Genomic DNA, 17,407 nt, shown 5'->3' on the forward strand with positions numbered 1-17,407 from the left:
CGAGTGAGTGGGGGTTCGTCATACTCATACACCTTTGGATTTGATGATCTTGCCATCAAGTCCTAACGTCGTCTTGTCGTCCGGCTGTATCCAAGCGCCTGAGGAAATTGCATGACTAAATGTCTGCTTGTAGCCGCGTTGGCCGCTTGCGTCGACCTTGAAGACATCCATCGGGTTCAAGGTCGAGTCTGTGCCGGCCTTCCATATGTCCGATGAACGGGATAATGTCGGTGAGTACGTTGGATAGTTGATATCCGTGTCGAGCTCGATGTGGAGATGGGGCGATCCGCCGTATCGTCCGGTTGATCCGTAGTCGGCAATCTTTGCATTTTCCGGTGCGACGACATCCCCAACCTTGACGTAAACCTTAGCAAGGTGCGCCATGCGGACCACAAGGTGACGCGCACCTTTCTTCGACCCATAGTGGACGTCAACTGGATTATCGCTGATGGCGATGATGGTGCCGCCCATGAGCGTGTCATTTCCAATAGCGGTGACTTTCATTTTGAAAGGAGCATATACACTCAAATCTTTACGTTTTAGATCCGCCATATCGATTCCGAAGTGCTGAAATCCCATCGCTTTATGATAAGTGGGATTTTTGTATCCAGCGGTGATGCGAGCGTTGTTCAGTGGCAATATAGCTTTCTCAATCATTTGTCTTCCTCCTTGGTGACAATAACTTCATTTTCTGCGAACTCGACGTCAATCGGGACTTCGCGGCTTACAGGGGTCACCTGCTCCGTCTCAGGGGCGACGTCCTGTGCAATACGATCAACGGTCGGCTCTCGTTTGTCGCCCTGTAACTGCGCGAGGACATCGACCAATTGTTGCGGAAGTGGAACTCCTAGAAGCGCGCAGTTCTCGGTGACTGACAAACCTTCTCGAGCGATATAGTAATAGATCACGAGTGTACGCAGAACAGGCATCGAGTTATTCAACATCTCGTCTGCGAGAACAGCAACGATGATTACAAAAAAGACAACACCCTTCCGGATGCCGCCCCAAAACATAACATCGCTATTTAGTTTTTTATGCTTGGCTGCGGCAAGAAATCCTGTTACATAATCTATAACGATGAGTGTGACGAGCAGTTTAATCGCCACATCCCATCCCCCTAATAGAGCGGTGACGCTCGTCGCGATTATGGCGACGGCTCCCTCTGCGAATTGTTGTGTGCGCATAAATGACCTCCTCATATAATGATGGGGCCACTTGCTGTGTTGTCTGCATGTATGTGACCCTCCTGACTTGATATTGTATTCTTATCTACGTAGTTCGATTGCGCTTTGCTTGATACTTCGTTTGACCACGTTGATTAGTGTCGGCTGTGATTCGTTAAATGTGACTTCGATTGCTTTTCCGCTCGCTGAATACGATTCCCTGATGACTGTGATACGTGCATCCATCGTGATTCCCCAGTCGTCATTACGGATCGTGACAACGTCCCCTAAATCATAGTCTTGTTTATAGACAAACGGCGACTTCTGAAGTAATTGACCTTCCATGAATTCTTCTTGGTCGTATTCGGCTAAGTTCTGATTTCCTCGAGCAATCAGATCATCGATGACGTCTTGTTCTGGGCGCGGAACTGGCTCGTTTGGCGTTTCTGGATTTCCGTCGTCTTCTGGCGTGATTTCTTCCGCAATGTCTCGAGCATCTACGAAGATTTCATGGCGATTTAGTCCGCTTGCTCCACCTACCTCGACGACACGTCTTTCAATGCCTTCGCCCTGCCCGGCGACATAAGCTGTATTTTTATAGTTCAACTCACTCTCGGTGTAAGACAGCTGCTTCAAGCTGTTAAACTTCGGACTGAAAATGACTGGTGGCAACGTATTCTGACTAACGGTCAAATCTCGTCCTTCGAGTACGTCAAAAACGAATTGCTGTGCAGCGGTATCAATACGGACATTCCACCCTAGACCGGACACCAACGACAATTCACTAAGTTCATCTGCTAGATTCTTAAAGCGAGTCTGATAGATGGTTTGTGGTCCTTTGCCTTTATTCGTGGATTGCGCGAGATTCGGGATGATACGATCACTGTCAGTCGGTGAAATGGCGTTCCGCTCGACATAACCGCGCATAATCGTCTCGACATTCGAATTGACGTAATCGTATGCCTTATCAGCCGGCGGCATCGTGATTCGCTGTGCAAGCAAACCTTTGAGCGAAATCGCTTTAATAATCCAGTTCTCTGAAATCTTTCCGCGTTCGTCCACTTCGATTTCTCTATGCTTGATGATATAGGGTTTGTCCTTATCCGCTAATGGAAAGATGATCCGCCCTTTGATCAGTTCGTTTGCGTATTTCATATGCCGGTTGATTTTCAATTCGCATGTACCGATGCCGCCCCAACTACTCTCGATTAGCAACGATTCATAGTTATCAATTTCCGCGACGAGTTGAAAACCGATCGTGATGATTCGAATCGGGATTCTCATATGGCGTGTAAACCTCCCTACTTACAAATAAAGAGGACGCAAAATGCGCCCTCTTGATCTTTACTTACCCCGGTAGCTAGACCGTGGAAATTGTCATTTTATCGGTTACGGTTGAGGTTCTTCGATTGGTAGGACGACTACTAATGGATCTCCGTAGCCATCTAAGCCAATTGCGTTCAAATCTGCTAGTACTGCCGCCGAATACTTTTCAGGAACCATCGGTAATGGTCCACCTGCCGCGATTTGTCGTCTCTTGTGCATGACCAATGCTACATACATATCTACCATGTCAATTTCCTCCTTGTTTTTTAAGTTCTGTTTCAACAGCCGAACGATGTTTCTCTGGAACTTGTTCCAAAGTTCTGATGCCCGCTTTAACCAATAAGACATACATATCAACCACCCTTTACGCACCTCCGAGGATTTCTTCATAAATTGTTGCCAAGACTTCCATCTGCACCAAGTTCTGTTCCTGTACCAATTGCTCAAGTCGCGTAATCTTTTCTTCCATTGTTTCGATTGGCATTTGTGGTTCAATTGGCACGTCGATAAATTCTCCATCGACATAACGCTGTCCGACGTTACCAACTTCCGATTCAATTTCACCAGAAAGAACGTCATTCCCGTACCGAACAGACACAACAATATTTGACTCATCTAAGGTGATAAATCTCATTTCAACACCTCCATTATTTAAGTTCGATCAGATGCCAATACACTGTCTTTTGAACGTTATCTTTTTGCTTGAAATACAATTGACTACTCGAAGATAATTGCAACAAGATTGAGTAATTATCTGCGTTCATAGTAGTTGCAATATCACTCGACTCGTAGGAGTAAAAGAGAAACGACTTTGCCAAATCTACACTACTAATTGTTTGTGTTGTGGTCTTAGTAGCAATTCCAAAAGACCCACTCTGTTTTGATTTTAATTCTTTTAGTTCGACGACCCACCAATCTACGGTTACAGGACCATAACCGTATGATCTTTTAATTAATAAACTATTTTCTGAATCAAGCGTTACAGACACGCATTTTGCGCCCAAAACTCTTCCGTCCAATGCGTAAGTTCCCGTCTCCCCATTATAGAGGTTAAAAATTACGAAGGATTTTGATATATCCACATTATTCAATGCAACGGACATACTTTTAGAACTTGCGCTACCGCCATCCGGGAGTATAGTAGTTCCTCTTTGAATACTCTTGATATTACTACCACTTAAACCGCCGAACGTTCCGCCATGATCTCGAATGTCTAACATCATCACACCTCCGAGATGAGCGCGCCGTCGTTGTCATATGTGAGCGTGTACGTCAGTGTTTCACGGACGGTCGTTCCGTCCGGCTCATAATATGTGACGGTGCGTGTAGTATAGTTTGGGCTAGTTCCGCCCGATAGGACGGACGTTGCAAACAACGAATCATCCGATTTGCGACGGTAGGTGAGTGTCGTAAAAATTCCGTTTGCGTCTTTGCTCGATTTTACCGTTTTTAAGTCGTCCACTTTGTCTGATAAAATGCCGATTTGAGCGGACATCGCATCTAGTTCAGCATCGATTTCAGTAGTGTCGATTGCAACTTCAACGTTCCCGTCTACGTCTGGCGCGGTGCCGTTTACCGTCTGAACGAATGTGGCGCCGGCTAGACCATCGATAAAGTCTTGCCATTCCGACTCATATTGAGGGATGTTGGCGGCATACCAAGCATTCCAGTCATGTTGAAATTGTGACGTCGGGACCGTGATCATTGAGTTGACGATGCCGCATAGTTGTTCATCTAAACGCTCGTCCGTAATGTCTGCCGGGTTGATTGTCGAGGTATTGGCACGAACCAAGATTTTAGCCAATGACAATTCATAAATGAAGTTATCACGCTGCAATTCTGGCGGTACTGGCGCCGCATCCGCAACACCTGATTTAACAAACACTTTGATGAACCGGTTTTGGTTTCGAAGATCCAGGCGTAACACGACCCGGTCAATGCGGTTGTTCGTTACTTCCGGCAAGTCATGCAGCAAGTATTCGTCCGCATCGTTCTCATATGCAAAACCCTTAATGAGTGCCTTCCCGATTTCGACATAAGACCGCATATCGGTCCCGTCTGCTCGCACTCGCAATCCAATCTGGTTATCGAGTGAGAATAGACCGCTCGTCAGCACGTTTCCAAAATAACGGGCAAAGTCCGATGCTTGGTGCAGCCGCTCGTCACCAGGCGCCGAGTTAAAGAAATAGTATTTTTGAGCCATGATGTCACTCCTTTACAATGCGTTATAGCGATTTTGATAATAGAAATTGACGATAGCGCCCTGTATGTCACTGTCAGCTGTATAAGTGATATAGTTCTCCCCGACCCGCAATTTGAAGAACGTCGAATCTAAATCAATCCAGTTGAATACGTTCCGTTCGACACCTTCAGCATCGATGAAAATGACGCTCTTTTCTCCGTCCGCGGTATTGATCCGCATGACCTCTTCCAGTCCAAGCGATTGATTCACTTGAATAAATTCACCTGTCGTCTCATTGATGACCTTTGGATTTTCCGCCGGTCCATAAAACTCGATGACTAGCGGTGTCAGTGCGTCCCCGTCATTAACAATCAAGCGTTCGTCGCGGCTGATACCCATTTGAAATTCTCCCGAAAAGGGGAACTGAAACAATGGCTCAAATGTCGGTTCGCCCTCGATGCCCTCTGTCTTCCAATAAGGATCGTGAGCGATCAGATCGAGCAACGCAATCTGGAATTGACTGCCTCGGTTTTCGTTTCCACTCGGGAAGTTCGGGACGTGTGTCGGTGTTGCTTCAATCACCCGGACAATGTCACCGTATTGGTAACGAAGTGTTCCGGGACCAAGTTTCGGACTGAATACGCGTGATAGCTGAGTTCGGTATTGCGAAATCTCTGTATCATTTCGGCCCTTGATGGTGACGTTAAAAGAAATGTCCCGTTCGTTCATGACGGCATCGATGAACGATGAACCATCCTGGAACGGTGCTTTTTGAGACTGGATGTCTGCGCTGACCTCTCCCAATCCTTCAATGTTGTTAATCATAAAAGGCGAACCGAGCCGGAAGGTGATCGATTCGCCCGAACTATTTGTAAATGTCATCCGTTTCAAATCTCACACCCCCCATTCGGCTGCTAAACGCCGTTGCTCTTGACGCTGCGCTCGTTGAATCTCAATCGGGTTTGCCGATGGAGAATACACGTTGATCACAGCGCTGTTATTGTAATTACGCGTTGAAGCACTTGACGGTACCGTATTGCTCATTTGACTCGAGGATGCGACTCGCGCAAGAGATTGCGCCGCTTTCGTGACCACCCCCATGTTGCCTTCGATACCTATTGCGACGCCGGCCGGAATCATTTTTCCAACCTCGTCGCGCATCAAGCGTGATGGTGACTTGATCTTGAGAGCAGACTTGATTGTCTTCTCGACCGCTGACGCCAGTGCTTGCGCTTCGTCGAGCAACGGACCTTTCATTGCCTTCATACCTTCGATCATGCCTTTGATGGCATTCTTTCCGGCGTTCTGCATTCCTGGTGTGAGTTCGCCCATTGCCTTCACGGTTGCTGATTTGAGCGCATTGATCTGCTTCAGCCATTCGTTTTTGTAGGACAAGACCGTTTGTTCTGCTTTCTTGCGCTCTGCTTCAATCTTACGAGCGAGTTCCGCTTTCTCTTCGACCATTTCTTTGGATGCTTGAATTGCCGCGATACGTGCTTTCTCGTCATATAGACGTTGGTACTCGGCTAACTGGGCATCATTTAGAGACGCGAGCGCTGCAATCTCTGCCGCCGCTTTCGGTCCTTGATTCTCCAACTCTTCCAAAAGCGTTTGACTTAGTCCACGACCTTTGAGCGCATTAATCGATGTCGCGTATTGCTTGAGTGCATCGACTTGAGTTCCGAGGTTGGCAATCAATTTATCTCCAGAAACGTCCGTTTTTGGCGTGATTTCTTCGAAAATTGATGCGAAATTGATCAGTGCCGCTTTCCGGTCTGCCAGTTCTTTTTTGTACTCGTCCGTCAATGCCTTTTCGGTCGCTTTCAGTTGATCGCGTGTCGCTCTCACTTTAGCAACGTAGTCGTCATTGAGTTTGTCGAGTTTCGAATAGAAGTCAGCCGCGACTTTCGCTTCGGTTGCCGCTTCTTTCGCTTTGGCTTGTGTCGCCGCGTAAATCTCTGATTGGACCTTACGAGTTTGTTCAGCCGTCAATTTGTGTTGGGCATCGATGCGTTTCAATGCAGCAATGTACTGATCAGCATTGATTTTGTTCGTATCAAATTTCACTTCGGCGTTTTTAATCGCGTCTGAAACCGATTTTGCCATAGCTTTTGCTTTGGCTTCTGCTTGCTTAGAGGACTTACTGATACCTTTCGCAAAACCTTCACCGGTCCATTCACCGTATTGAGCCGTGACTTTTGATGGTGAGTTGATATCCAGCGCGCCCGTAATCGCTCCTTTGACTTTCTCCGCGAGTTCAGATGCCGCTTTTTTAACGTCTTCGAACTTGTTGCGGATCCCGTTGACCAAACCTTGTACGATGTCGCGTCCAACGGAAGACAAATCGATGTTCGTCAGGAACGATTTTGCATTATTCCATTTCGTCTCGATGCTCGATTTTACTTCATCCATTTTCGTACTTACCGCGGTTTTCATCTCATTGAATTTATTGGATGCCGCTTCTTTCATTTCTGATGCTTTTTTAGAAGTCTGCGAAGAGATGTAGTCCCATCCGGTTTTCGCATACGAACGGATTTCGTCCATTTTGTTACCGATGTCGGTTTTCATAACCTGCCATTTCGTCTTGATTTGGCCAGTCTCCCAGTTGACCTTGTCAACGTGTTCCGTAGCTTGCGCCTGGGCTTCCGCTACGACTTTATCGTGCGTTTCTTCAGCGTTTTTGATTGTGCCGTCACGTTGTTTCTTGGCTTCAGCAATCAACTTGTTCGCTTGGTCAGCACTGATTGTTTTAGATTCATCACGCATTCGGATGATTTCTGCGACTGATTTTGTATACTGGTCGTTGGCTTCCTTCACAACCTCGTCTTTTTGCTTCTTCGAGTTTTTGACGACAGCAGCTGCTTGCTCCGCGCTAATTTTAGTTGCTTCTGTCTTCAACTTCTCAAGAATCGCTTTTTGCTCGGCTTCGCTCTCCGACATGACTTTGACGGCTTGGACTTTCATCGATTCCTGAATCTTGTTGATCTCGGTTTTCTCAGCTTCGGTGATTGCGCGTTTTTGTTCCTTCGCTGTGTTGAGGATTTCCGCAATTCGTGTTTGCCCATCAGTCACCTTTTGTTGTTGCTCTTCCTGTGACGTCTGTACGTTTTGGACGATCTTCGCTTCTTCCTCTTTCGACAACACGTTCGATTGAGCAAAGAACGTTTTCGTTTGCTCGAGTTGAGCAGCGTGATCGGTTTGCATCTCGGTTAAGATCTGATCACCCATTTGCGAATACGTCTGAATCAATTGGCTCGCCATTTCACCGGTTACGGTCTGCTGGCTCCATGACAATTGATTCAGCGCAACGGTCGCTTGTTCATCCAATTCAAGATAGGCACCGACCGCTTTTTGCGTACTCTCCGACACTTTGTCACCAAATATTTCAGCTTCTAATGCCGGTTTCTTCATTTCTTGCGCGACTTTATATGCTCCGATACCAAGAGCGGCGAGCGCAAGAACTGTAAGCCCGATAGGACCTGTGAGCGCGGTGAATACCGCTCCAAGTGCCGCGGTTGCACCACCTGCTGTGGCAATTACTCCACTGATTGCACCAAACGCTGTCATCAAACTACCTATTGATGAGGCAATTGCACCGAACGCAATCAAGAGTGGACCGATTGCAGCTGCAATCCCTGCCAATACGAGCGTTGTCTTTTGTGCTTCTGGACTGAGGTTCGTGAACCATTCCGCCAACTTCTGCAACTTCTCAACGAGTGCAAGGATGGTTGGTGCGAGCGCATTCCCGACAGTGATTTTTAGTGTTTCCAATGACCCGCCCAACTCTTCAAGAGAACCTTTTAAATTCTCTTTCATGGTCTTGGCAGTCTTGGCTGAAGCACCTTCACTGTTCTCAAGCGCCGCGGTCATCTTGTCGATTTCCGCAGGACCTGCCTTCATGAGCGCGAGGAAGCCGGATGATGCTTCCGTACCGACGAGAGACGCGAGCGTTGCCGTCTTCTGTGTATCGGTCATGCCTTCCATCGATTCGTTTAAACTCTTGATGACCCCTTCAATACCGACAAATTTCCCGTTCGCGTCGGTCATTGTCACCCCGAGTTTATCCATTAATTTCGAGTTTTGTTCGGATGGTTTCAACAATGCGAGTAAACCGGCACGCAATGCAGTACCAGCAGACGACCCGTCTAGTCCTGCATCGGTCATGATCCCGATGGAAGCAGACAACTCTTCCATCGAAACGCCGAGGTTTGCCGCGACTGGACCTGCATATTTTAACGCATAGGACATATCATTAATGTCCGCTGCTGATTGATTAGCCGTTTGTGCTAAGACATCCGCGATTCTAGTCGATTCAGATGCTTCTAAACCGAAAATATTGAGCGCTGACGCCATTGTTTCGGCTGTCAGTGCCATGTCTGCTCCCGAGGCTTCTGCAGCACTGATAACACCAGGCATAGCCGACAGGATGTCGTTCGCTGTAAATCCGAGGGCCGCCAAGTTCTCTTGCGCAATAGCGACTTCACTTGCTGATTTTGAAGAAGAGGCGCCTAGATCGAGCGCGGATTGTCTTAGCTTCTCAAGTTCTTCGCTTGTCGCGCCGGAAATTGCACCGACTCGTGACATTTGACCTTCGAATTCCGCTGCTGTTTTGACAGATGCCGCTCCGACTGCAAGTAATGGTGCAGTCAAACCAATAGCTAAGGTTTGACCGACGTTCTTCATCCCTTGACCGACACCCTGTAAACGCGTTCCGGCGCTCGACATCTTTTCTTGTAGCTGACTCCATTTGGATGAAGATTGCGCTAATTCGGCTTGTTGTCGCTCGAGTTCACCCGTGACGCCTTTTAGTTCTGCTTCCGTTCGGTTGAATTGCGAGACGGCGCGGTTTAATGACTGGGCAAGGCGTTGTGTCTGCTCACTGTATTGCCCCGTCTCCGCGGCACTACGTTCATAGGCTTCACGTAGTTGTTTCACCTTCGTTTCTTGGACCGATAAAGTACGACCTAGCGCGTTTTGCTTCTGCGATAATCCTTCGATCGAGTTTCCCCAGGTGCTACCTTTCGCCTTCATTGCCGCGAGTTCAGCACCGAGCGTTTTCAGTGATCGGTTGATACCCGAGACAGATGTATTAAATTGACTGTCTTCGAGTGACAGCGATACCGATAATTTTCCGATTTCCTGTGTCATATACTCACCACCTTATAACCACGATGCTTGTTCGGCGTACACAACTTTGTCTGTTTGGTGGAATCCGCCGATTTTTGTTTTTTCATCCGTTTTCGGTTCCTTCCATCCGCTAAACTCTCGATGCTTATCCCACAACGCCAAAATCTTACGTGGCGTCATCTTCCAAACTTCTTCTTCACGTCTGTTCAAATGGACTGTACCGATGTAGATGTAAAAATCGAAATCGATTACGCCTTTTGGTTGGCCTTCGGTTCCACTGGTTTCTTTCCCTCAACTTCATCCGGTGTTGAAAGTCCGATGGCTTCTGTGAGTGCATCGATGACACGCGGTAGGTTTGTCATCGTGATCATTCGACCAACTTGCTCGACCGTCAATTCTGGATCATCTTCTTTTAATGCAGCATGCATGACCATGCGGATTACTTTAAAATCTTGATCAGTCATGGCTTTCGAAAAGGTTTCGATGACGTCACCGTATTCATCTTGAACATCAACTAAAACGTTTAGCGTGAAGAGCATTTCACGCTCTTTATCGAGCATGATTTTTACTGGTTTTTCTTTAACATTGTTCATATGAAGAACACTCCTTTTTGTGTGAGAAATTTGATCAAAACAAAAAGGGGAGTTGACTGTCACCCCCTTTGTTTGATGCGTTTAAACAGTTAGCTCATAATCGTCTTGTAAACTAAATCAAGGAATGACCGGAGTCGGTGTATATGGAGCGTTATACCAAGCGGCGATAACAGCTGCGTCCGCATCAATATCGGATGTGTCGAGATGCGCTCGCCAGTCTCCACCCTCTACTGCAAGGAATCGTGCGGAAATAGTCGGCGTTTGGAATTCGACCGATTCCCCTTTTGTTGTTGCTTCAGTAGCAGGTGGATTGAACTTCCCTTTGTAGTACACATACAACTTTTTCGTTCCGTCTGCTTTCGGAAGTTCGAACATCAATGCGACGTAAGGCGACACGTCATTGACGTTATCGATAATGACACCGTCCGCGTTTTTGGTGACACCCATCAAGAGTTCGTAATGTTCTGGCTCTAAATCCGCAACGTTCAATTCGACTTCGATTCCAGTCATTGAAGATGCTTCTTCGATTGGACGATCGTCACCGTAAAGTGTCGCTGTCTCATAGTTAGGGGTGATATTGGCCTCGATTGCCGGCGCGAGCTTTACCGGTGTTGCGTATGTCTTCAACGCTTCGTCAGTCAACGGTGCTGCATATAGATTTTTTAATCCGATTGTTGCCATGTGTATTCGCTCCTTTTATGGTGAGTAGAAATAACGAATGACTTTGTGATACGTCTTCGTATCTTCCTCGTAAAGATCGTAGTTGTTGTTACGCCGGAAACCGGCTGCTTTCATTCTTGCTTCGACTTCACTGATGACAAGATCAGCGTTCTGTTTGTGATAAATCGAGATCTGGACGCTATGTTGCGCCTTTACCTCTTCATCGTCTGCAAACAAAACGCCGTTCTCGTTGTATTGCATAAACACGATGTACGTTGGTTCTTCACCTTCGTACACCATGAAGTTTACTGGGACGCCGATCGGTTCTAAGGTTGAGATGATTAAAGGGTTTAAACTCATAAATTCAACGCCCTCCGTACTTCTTCACCGATCACGCGCATGATTTGGTTTTGTTCGCTTTCATACGTCCGAGCCACGACCGGGTTTGGTGCAGTAGGACCAAACTTAACAGTTCGTGTCACGCCTTTTTTGTCGACGTATTTTGCCGAACCGCCCGACCGTCCAAACTCGACCAGGTGAGCGTGTGGAACTTTACCAGTGTGGACGATGTAACGTTTGCCACGTTTGGTGACGACAATTCCTGCTTTATAAACACCGTCATCCACTGGTACGTTTGATTCTAGCTTTGCTTTCAGATGTTCCGCACCGGCTTTCAGCGCTCGCTCTTCAATCTTCTTGCTTCCAAGTTCGGCAAGCTGCCGACGGATCTGATCAAATCCCTCAATTTCAACTTCCATGATTGGCATCCCTCCGTAGGCACACTAACTCAATCGTTTCACCTTTTTCGTAGGTGCGTAGGATTTCATACCGCTCGTCTTCATGGTCCAGGAAGCGTTGACCGCCATACTCGACCAGGCGGACTTCAAAGACCTTATCAACCGTGAATCCGGCTTGCGCGGCTCGGTAAAACTCTCCACTTCCTGCGCTCGTTCGATTGGCGAAGATGTCTGGTCCTGGCGTATAAACATCTGCCGGATAGCCGGCAGCATCTTTTCCGTTCACGACACTGACCAACTGAACGATGTCACTCCACCGTCTCAATGTAATCACCTGCTAACGTTAAGTGACGCTTGAGCGATTCGTATGAAGATACATAGCGCTCATAGTCGGGATTGTCTAAACCGAAATTTGCTTTGCAATAGACGGTGATCGCACGTTCAATTAGCTTGTCGGTGTCGTCACTGACTTTGTCAGAACGGACGCCGGAAAGCTGTAAATCAAGACGTGCTGCACCGATTAGACTTTCAATTTCACTATCAAATGCGGTGTTGGTGATGCGTAGCGCCAACTTTACAGCTGCGAGCATTACGCATCATCTCCATCCTTTTTCTGACGACCACGTTTTGCCTTTGGTTTTTCTTCCTCAGACGCTTGTTCCGGTTGCGGATTTTCTTCAACCACCGCCGGCGCTTGTTCTGATTCTTTGTCCTTGTCTGGATCTGTCGGCTCTTCCTCTACGGATTCAAGAAAACCAAGAGCGCTCAATTCATCCAAGCGCTCTTGATCTCCCTCATAGAGTTCACCAACATGAAAACGTTGACCATCTGACGTTCGATCACGAAACGACTTGATTACTTTACGTTCAGCCATGTTGCTGCCACCCCTTTACGATTTATTAAACTGTTGCTTCTACGACACGAACGAACGCTTCAGGAAGCGCCGGCTTACCATCTGCAACCGCAAGTCCGCGATAAACGAGTTTACCTGAACGGAATCCGGCTTCTTTCGATGTCTCGATAGCAGGGGCTTGAGCGAAGTTCATGAAGTAGTAGTCGAGATCTCCAAGCAATACTTCACCGTCAGGCATGTAATCGTCCATTAAGACCGGGTATCCGAGAATCGACATTGCCGCTTGGTCCTGTGCGTTGTATGCGAAGATTGGTGAGCCGTCTGTTGTCTTGATTTTACGAACATCGCCGAACAATGTTTTGCGGTTCATCACGAACACCGAGTTTGGATGGTACATCGTCGGAAGCAACGCGAGCGCGTCCATGAACGTGTCGTATACGAGTTTTGTTCCTGCTGCAAATTCAACTTGGTTTGAAACGTTCCAAGTGATACCCGGAAGAATCCCAGTCGGTTGGTTAGATCCTGCACCGGCTCCGTTGAGGATTGCATTTTCAACCGCGATTGCCATCTGGCGACCGATTTCAGCTGCAATGTACTGTTCGAACGCATCGATTGTCATTGCTGAAGCAGCTGCCGAAATCTCGACGAGCTTGATCAACTCGTAACCTGCGAGCGTGACAGATGAAAGCGTGTCGTCTGCGGCTGTGCCGTCTGTACCTTCCGCTTTCCAAGCCGCTGCGTTTTTCGCATTGGCCACTGGTAACGTGACGTTACCTGGAATGTAAGAAACGCTGATACGTGAGAATAAAACTGATGTCTGGCGAATTTTGTCAATGATGCGATTAAGCGTAGTCGTTGGTACCGCTGCACCTGCGCTGTTAGCAGCTGTTGTGAGTGCGCGCGACTCCACGTCTGATAGTGGTTTACCTTGCAAGTTTTTAAGATAAGCTGAGCGGTATTCTTTTGATTCAAGCAATTCTTCTGGTGTCATATTTGCGAAGTCCATGCCGCGTTCCTCCTTCGGTTTCTCAAATGAGCGTACTTCGCCCATTGCATTGCGAATTTCTAGCGCTTTAGCGCGTTTTTCTTCAAGTTGCGATTCTTCTTCTTGCAAAGTACGCAACTCGCTTTCAACTTCCTCGAGATTGATATCCTCACCGCCCTCGAGTTGGCTACGGATCTCCGTCTTACGGTCTTGAATTTCTTTTAATCGTTGTTCCCAGTTCATGTTGTTACCCCTCTCATGGATAAAATCAATTTATAGATAAGTCTGAAGTAATAGCTTCTTGCGCTTCGAGCGCTGTTCTTGCTCTTGCTTGTATTGTTGGTATGGGTCTGACTCGCTTCGTGCTTGCACTTCACTGTCTGGATAGGCAGGGAACGCGACTGCACTGATTTCAAGCAGATCCGCTTGCGAAATTGTCCGCACGACGTTGTCCGGGTCTGATTCATCCCATTCTTCCTTCTTCATACGGAAACCAAATGAAACACCGTCTACGTCGCCACGTTTGATGCTCTCATACGTGTCGTTTCCGAGTGTTGTATTTGGTAGATCTAATTCAAACCGCAAGCCGATATTGTCTTCGTAAAGTCGTAGCGTCCCGTTCTTGGTCCGTCCAAGAACTTTCGAAATGTCGTGCGACCATAAATAACGCTGATCGTCCTTTGTGAGTGAGTCGGCGAAAGCGCCGCGCTTGAATTGTTCTTTGAATCGTCTGAACCAACCCATAGCGTGCGATTTCATTTCCCATTTGACCGCGTAGCCCGATAGCGTGCGTTTACCGTCATCATCCTCACGTATTTCAAGAGGATCCGTTGTCAGTAATTCACGCGTCTCCGTCGTCAGCGGCTGTTTTATTTTCGTCATCCGTCTCACCCCCTTTCCCGGCCTTCGAGACGCCTTGATAATTATTAGCCTGTGAAGCATCTACGACGTTGAGTGTTTGAATGCGCTTATCTCCATCCTCCACTGGTGACAGGTTGAAGATTTCGCGTGCTTCGTTCAACGTAAACAAGCCTAGTGGCATCAAGTCGCGCACTAAGCTGATTTTGGTTGTAGCACTCGCGTATTGTAGGCGGTTGGCTTCGAAGATGATTTCATGTCCGCGCGTAAGCGAGTTCTTGCTGAAGAGTTTCGACGTGAATTCCAGTGACAATTGAATCGCAATCGGCTCTAATACCGATTCGTAAAAAGCATTCCACTGATCTTCGGTGTAATCGCTTTGTACGATTGATGCGTTGATGTTGAAATACTTATAGACCTTCGATTCGATGATCTCCATCTGCTTCGAATCAACCATCATCGGGTTTGTCTTCAGTTCCTGGTATTCGGCTTTCGAATCCAGTGCAGCAATACCGCCGTTGTTTTCCATCGACATATAGTCTTTAACGAATGCGTCACGCTGCGCTTTGAGATCTTCCGGTTTGAGCATTGATTGAGTGAACTTAATCAAGCCGCGCAAGTATGCCGATGTTTTGACTGCGTTGATGATGCCTTCGTTTGACGTGTGAATGAGTTCTGTCGTCGGTAGCAACGTCCGGGAGTTACTTTCACCGAACATATCGTCTTTATTAAAATGCTTCCGTAGGTGGACCACGTCCGAGTACGGCACGACAAGTTTTCTCCCACTGGCGAGCGAGAAATGCACGAATACTTCATCGTTCTGCGTCTCCATAAACTCAACCATCGAAAAATCAATCGGATAGAATGACGTGGGCTTGCCTGTCTCGTCCCGAACAATGAGCGCAAAGGCGTTGTTTTGCAGTTCTCGTTGCGTCACCATCTTGTAAATAAAATCATAGGCGTTCATATGTTCGTTCGGTCGATGTGACAACAACCAGTTTTCATTCGAATTCGCCGCCTTTATACCGGCTTCGGTTCGGATAATATGTTTTGCGGTCAATTTGGCTGCGTTTGATGCAATGGCATGGACCGCGCTTCGAACGACGTCCGAGTGATACAGATCGTCCGGCGCTTGAGTAAAAACCGGTGTAAATCCACTCATGAGTCGCATTCGTGTTTGTTCGTTCGCTTGTTGCACTTCTGCTTTGTATCGACCGAACAAACGGTCAAAGATTGTCCGTTTTTCCAATTTCTCACCCCCCTTCCCTTACAACATGTTTCTATAATTCTCATAATTTTGATGTAGGACGACGTATGCAATCAAGAGCGACACCATTCCGTCAATCCGTTGACGCTGCGACACGCCTTTGACCGGTCGAATGTTACCGTTCTCGTCCGTCTTCACACTTGTATTGGTTAGACACCACTTCAAGATCGGGTTGTTGTTGTAAATGACCTGGTTCATTCGAAACTCTGATTCGAGTTCCTTCATCGGCGTGCTCAACGTCTTGTAACCCTGTCGTACCTCGACCATGTCAAAACCGGTATCTTTCATCTCGAGCGTCCAATATTGAGCGTTCCAACTATCGAATCCGACAAAGAGCGGTCGAATATCGTACTCGTTGATCATCTTGATAAACCATTGCGTCACTTGCGTGTAATCGACTCGAGCACCTTCCGTAACGGTCAACAAGCCGCGGTCGCGCCACTTGTCATAAGGTATCTTGTCGTCGATGATGCGTTTTTCAAGTCCCTCTTCAGGTAAAAAGTATTGCTGAATGACGTACTTCGTTTCGCTGCCTGGCTTCATGAGAATCAGCGTGGCGCACGTCAAATCGGTCGTACTCGATAAGTCAGCACCACCAATTGCATATGAACCGCGAACGTCCTCAAGATCGAACGTGGTTTCGTTATTGATTTCGTCATATCCGAGCCATGCGCCAGCGACCGTTTCACGAACGTTGAAATCTTTCGTGAGGATTCCGGGCAAATCTTTCGGGTTGTTCTTGGCGCGCTCGACCTGCTCGGTTATAAATTCAATCTTTTTGATGGATCCAAGCCCGGGATTCGCTTTCTTCCAGCACTTCCAGTCCGACCATTCTTTCTTGTCGTCCAGTTCGTAAAGAACCGGCAAAAACCGTTCGTCCTTGATCACACCGTCTGCGACCTTAGCTGCATATTCGTACATGTCATCATAAATCGATTCTCGAACGGTACCCGCTGTGGTGATCATCACGAGTAACGGTTGATTACGTGCTGACATCCCCTGTTTAAGGACCTCATACAAGTTCCGGTCCTTAATTGCGTGTAATTCATCGATGACGGCAAGATGTAAGTTCAAACCATCAAGCGTATTCGAGTCAGATGAAAGAGGGTTCATCGTTGAAAATGTGAGTGGAAAGTAAATGTCGCTCTTACGCTTCTTCAGATGCTTGGATAGGTACGGCGATTGCCGGACCATATTCACGCATTCGTTAAAAACGATTGCCGCTTGATCTCGCTTGGTGGCGGCCGACACGACTTGCGCACCACCCTCGCCGTCAGCGATTTGCATATAGAGCATGATTCCTGACAAGAGCGTGGACTTACCGTTTTTCCGAGCGACCAAAAAGAATGTTTCTTTGAAGCGTCGTACGCCGGTCAGTTTATGGACAAATCCGAAGAGTGCGGCAATGAATGCTTTTTGGAATAGATCCAGTTCAACATCTCGGCCCATCCACTCACCTTTCGAGTGCTTGCAAAACTGTTCGATAAATTCAATCGGTTTATCCGCTCTCGATTCGTCGTAAATCCATTCGCTGTCCGGGTCGGGGTTACGAATCTCTTCCGCGAGTTTCAAATAAATCTTTTTGACCCGCTTCGAAGTAATCTCTTTACCGCTTTTCAGCTTGTCGACATACTCTAAAATCCAGTTAGTCATAAC

At 47.3% G+C, this 17,407-nt stretch carries 22 protein-coding genes; all 22 read right to left on the minus strand.

The genetic code is table 11. From position 1 onward, the window contains the following. Nucleotides 1–24 precede the first annotated feature (24 nt). Complete coding sequence (locus OKS35_RS06730; RefSeq protein WP_264092695.1) at nucleotides 25–639, minus strand: M23 family metallopeptidase; 615 nt, start codon at nucleotides 637–639, stop codon at nucleotides 25–27. Nucleotides 640–653: 14 nt separating this feature from the next. Beyond that, a complete protein-coding gene (locus OKS35_RS06735) occupies nucleotides 654–1,184 on the minus strand; it encodes a holin family protein (protein WP_264092696.1) in 531 nt (176 codons plus the stop codon). An 81-nt stretch (nucleotides 1,185–1,265) separates the two neighbouring features. Further along, complete coding sequence (locus OKS35_RS06740) at nucleotides 1,266–2,447, minus strand: siphovirus ReqiPepy6 Gp37-like family protein (protein ID WP_264092697.1); 1,182 nt, start codon at nucleotides 2,445–2,447, stop codon at nucleotides 1,266–1,268. A 105-nt stretch (nucleotides 2,448–2,552) separates the two neighbouring features. Next, the gene (locus OKS35_RS06745; protein WP_264092698.1) at nucleotides 2,553–2,735 is read right to left on the minus strand and encodes a CD1375 family protein; all 183 of its coding nucleotides are present in this window, start codon (nucleotides 2,733–2,735) and stop codon (nucleotides 2,553–2,555) included. Between the two features lies 1 nt (nucleotide 2,736). Further along, entirely contained in the window at nucleotides 2,737–2,841 is a 105-nt protein-coding gene (locus OKS35_RS15400) for a CD1375 family protein (RefSeq protein WP_413815714.1), read from the minus strand. 12 nt (nucleotides 2,842–2,853) lie between these two features. Further along, entirely contained in the window at nucleotides 2,854–3,123 is a 270-nt protein-coding gene (locus OKS35_RS06750) for a hypothetical protein (RefSeq protein WP_264092699.1), read from the minus strand. Nucleotides 3,124–3,136: 13 nt separating this feature from the next. Then, a complete protein-coding gene (locus OKS35_RS06755; protein WP_264092700.1) occupies nucleotides 3,137–3,709 on the minus strand; it encodes a hypothetical protein in 573 nt (190 codons plus the stop codon). A 2-nt stretch (nucleotides 3,710–3,711) separates the two neighbouring features. Next, nucleotides 3,712–4,692, minus strand: a complete 981-nt coding sequence (locus tag OKS35_RS06760) for a hypothetical protein (RefSeq protein ID WP_264092701.1) — start codon at nucleotides 4,690–4,692, stop codon at nucleotides 3,712–3,714. A 12-nt stretch (nucleotides 4,693–4,704) separates the two neighbouring features. After that, nucleotides 4,705–5,553 (minus strand): phage tail family protein, encoded by an 849-nt coding sequence (locus tag OKS35_RS06765; protein ID WP_264093063.1) that lies wholly within the window; start codon nucleotides 5,551–5,553, stop codon nucleotides 4,705–4,707. Between the two features lie 12 nt (nucleotides 5,554–5,565). Then, nucleotides 5,566–9,819: a phage tail tape measure protein gene (locus OKS35_RS06770; RefSeq protein ID WP_264092702.1), complete on the minus strand. Its 4,254-nt coding sequence runs from the start codon at nucleotides 9,817–9,819 to the stop codon at nucleotides 5,566–5,568. Between the two features lie 12 nt (nucleotides 9,820–9,831). Continuing rightward, on the minus strand, nucleotides 9,832–9,978 hold the full coding sequence (locus OKS35_RS06775; RefSeq protein ID WP_264092703.1) for a hypothetical protein: 147 nt from the start codon (nucleotides 9,976–9,978) through the stop codon (nucleotides 9,832–9,834). A gap of 68 nt (nucleotides 9,979–10,046) precedes the next feature. Then, the gene (locus tag OKS35_RS06780; protein ID WP_264092704.1) at nucleotides 10,047–10,391 is read right to left on the minus strand and encodes a hypothetical protein; all 345 of its coding nucleotides are present in this window, start codon (nucleotides 10,389–10,391) and stop codon (nucleotides 10,047–10,049) included. A 117-nt stretch (nucleotides 10,392–10,508) separates the two neighbouring features. Next, complete coding sequence (locus tag OKS35_RS06785) at nucleotides 10,509–11,072, minus strand: major tail protein (RefSeq protein ID WP_264092705.1); 564 nt, start codon at nucleotides 11,070–11,072, stop codon at nucleotides 10,509–10,511. Between the two features lie 15 nt (nucleotides 11,073–11,087). Beyond that, nucleotides 11,088–11,411: a hypothetical protein gene (locus OKS35_RS06790; RefSeq protein WP_264092706.1), complete on the minus strand. Its 324-nt coding sequence runs from the start codon at nucleotides 11,409–11,411 to the stop codon at nucleotides 11,088–11,090. Then, the gene (locus OKS35_RS06795; RefSeq protein WP_264092707.1) at nucleotides 11,408–11,809 is read right to left on the minus strand and encodes an HK97-gp10 family putative phage morphogenesis protein; all 402 of its coding nucleotides are present in this window, start codon (nucleotides 11,807–11,809) and stop codon (nucleotides 11,408–11,410) included. The genes OKS35_RS06790 and OKS35_RS06795 overlap by 4 nt, the downstream gene beginning before the upstream one ends. After that, complete coding sequence (locus OKS35_RS06800; RefSeq protein WP_264092708.1) at nucleotides 11,799–12,113, minus strand: hypothetical protein; 315 nt, start codon at nucleotides 12,111–12,113, stop codon at nucleotides 11,799–11,801. The genes OKS35_RS06795 and OKS35_RS06800 overlap by 11 nt, the downstream gene beginning before the upstream one ends. After that, complete coding sequence (locus tag OKS35_RS06805) at nucleotides 12,097–12,378, minus strand: head-tail connector protein (protein WP_264092709.1); 282 nt, start codon at nucleotides 12,376–12,378, stop codon at nucleotides 12,097–12,099. Before OKS35_RS06805 ends, OKS35_RS06800 begins: the two co-directional genes overlap by 17 nt. Continuing rightward, nucleotides 12,378–12,662: a hypothetical protein gene (locus tag OKS35_RS06810; RefSeq protein WP_264092710.1), complete on the minus strand. Its 285-nt coding sequence runs from the start codon at nucleotides 12,660–12,662 to the stop codon at nucleotides 12,378–12,380. The genes OKS35_RS06805 and OKS35_RS06810 overlap by 1 nt, the downstream gene beginning before the upstream one ends. Before the next feature lie 25 nt (nucleotides 12,663–12,687). Further along, entirely contained in the window at nucleotides 12,688–13,869 is a 1,182-nt protein-coding gene (locus OKS35_RS06815) for a phage major capsid protein (protein ID WP_264092711.1), read from the minus strand. Nucleotides 13,870–13,899: 30 nt separating this feature from the next. After that, nucleotides 13,900–14,508: an HK97 family phage prohead protease gene (locus tag OKS35_RS06820; protein ID WP_264092712.1), complete on the minus strand. Its 609-nt coding sequence runs from the start codon at nucleotides 14,506–14,508 to the stop codon at nucleotides 13,900–13,902. Beyond that, a complete protein-coding gene (locus tag OKS35_RS06825; RefSeq protein WP_264092713.1) occupies nucleotides 14,468–15,733 on the minus strand; it encodes a phage portal protein in 1,266 nt (421 codons plus the stop codon). The genes OKS35_RS06820 and OKS35_RS06825 overlap by 41 nt, the downstream gene beginning before the upstream one ends. 18 nt (nucleotides 15,734–15,751) lie before the next feature. Then, entirely contained in the window at nucleotides 15,752–17,404 is a 1,653-nt protein-coding gene (locus tag OKS35_RS06830) for a terminase large subunit (protein ID WP_264092714.1), read from the minus strand. Nucleotides 17,405–17,407: the final 3 nt, after the last annotated feature.

Source organism: Exiguobacterium sp. N5, assembly GCF_025842465.1.
GTDB classification, from domain to species: Bacteria; Bacillota; Bacilli; order Exiguobacteriales; family Exiguobacteriaceae; genus Exiguobacterium; species Exiguobacterium profundum.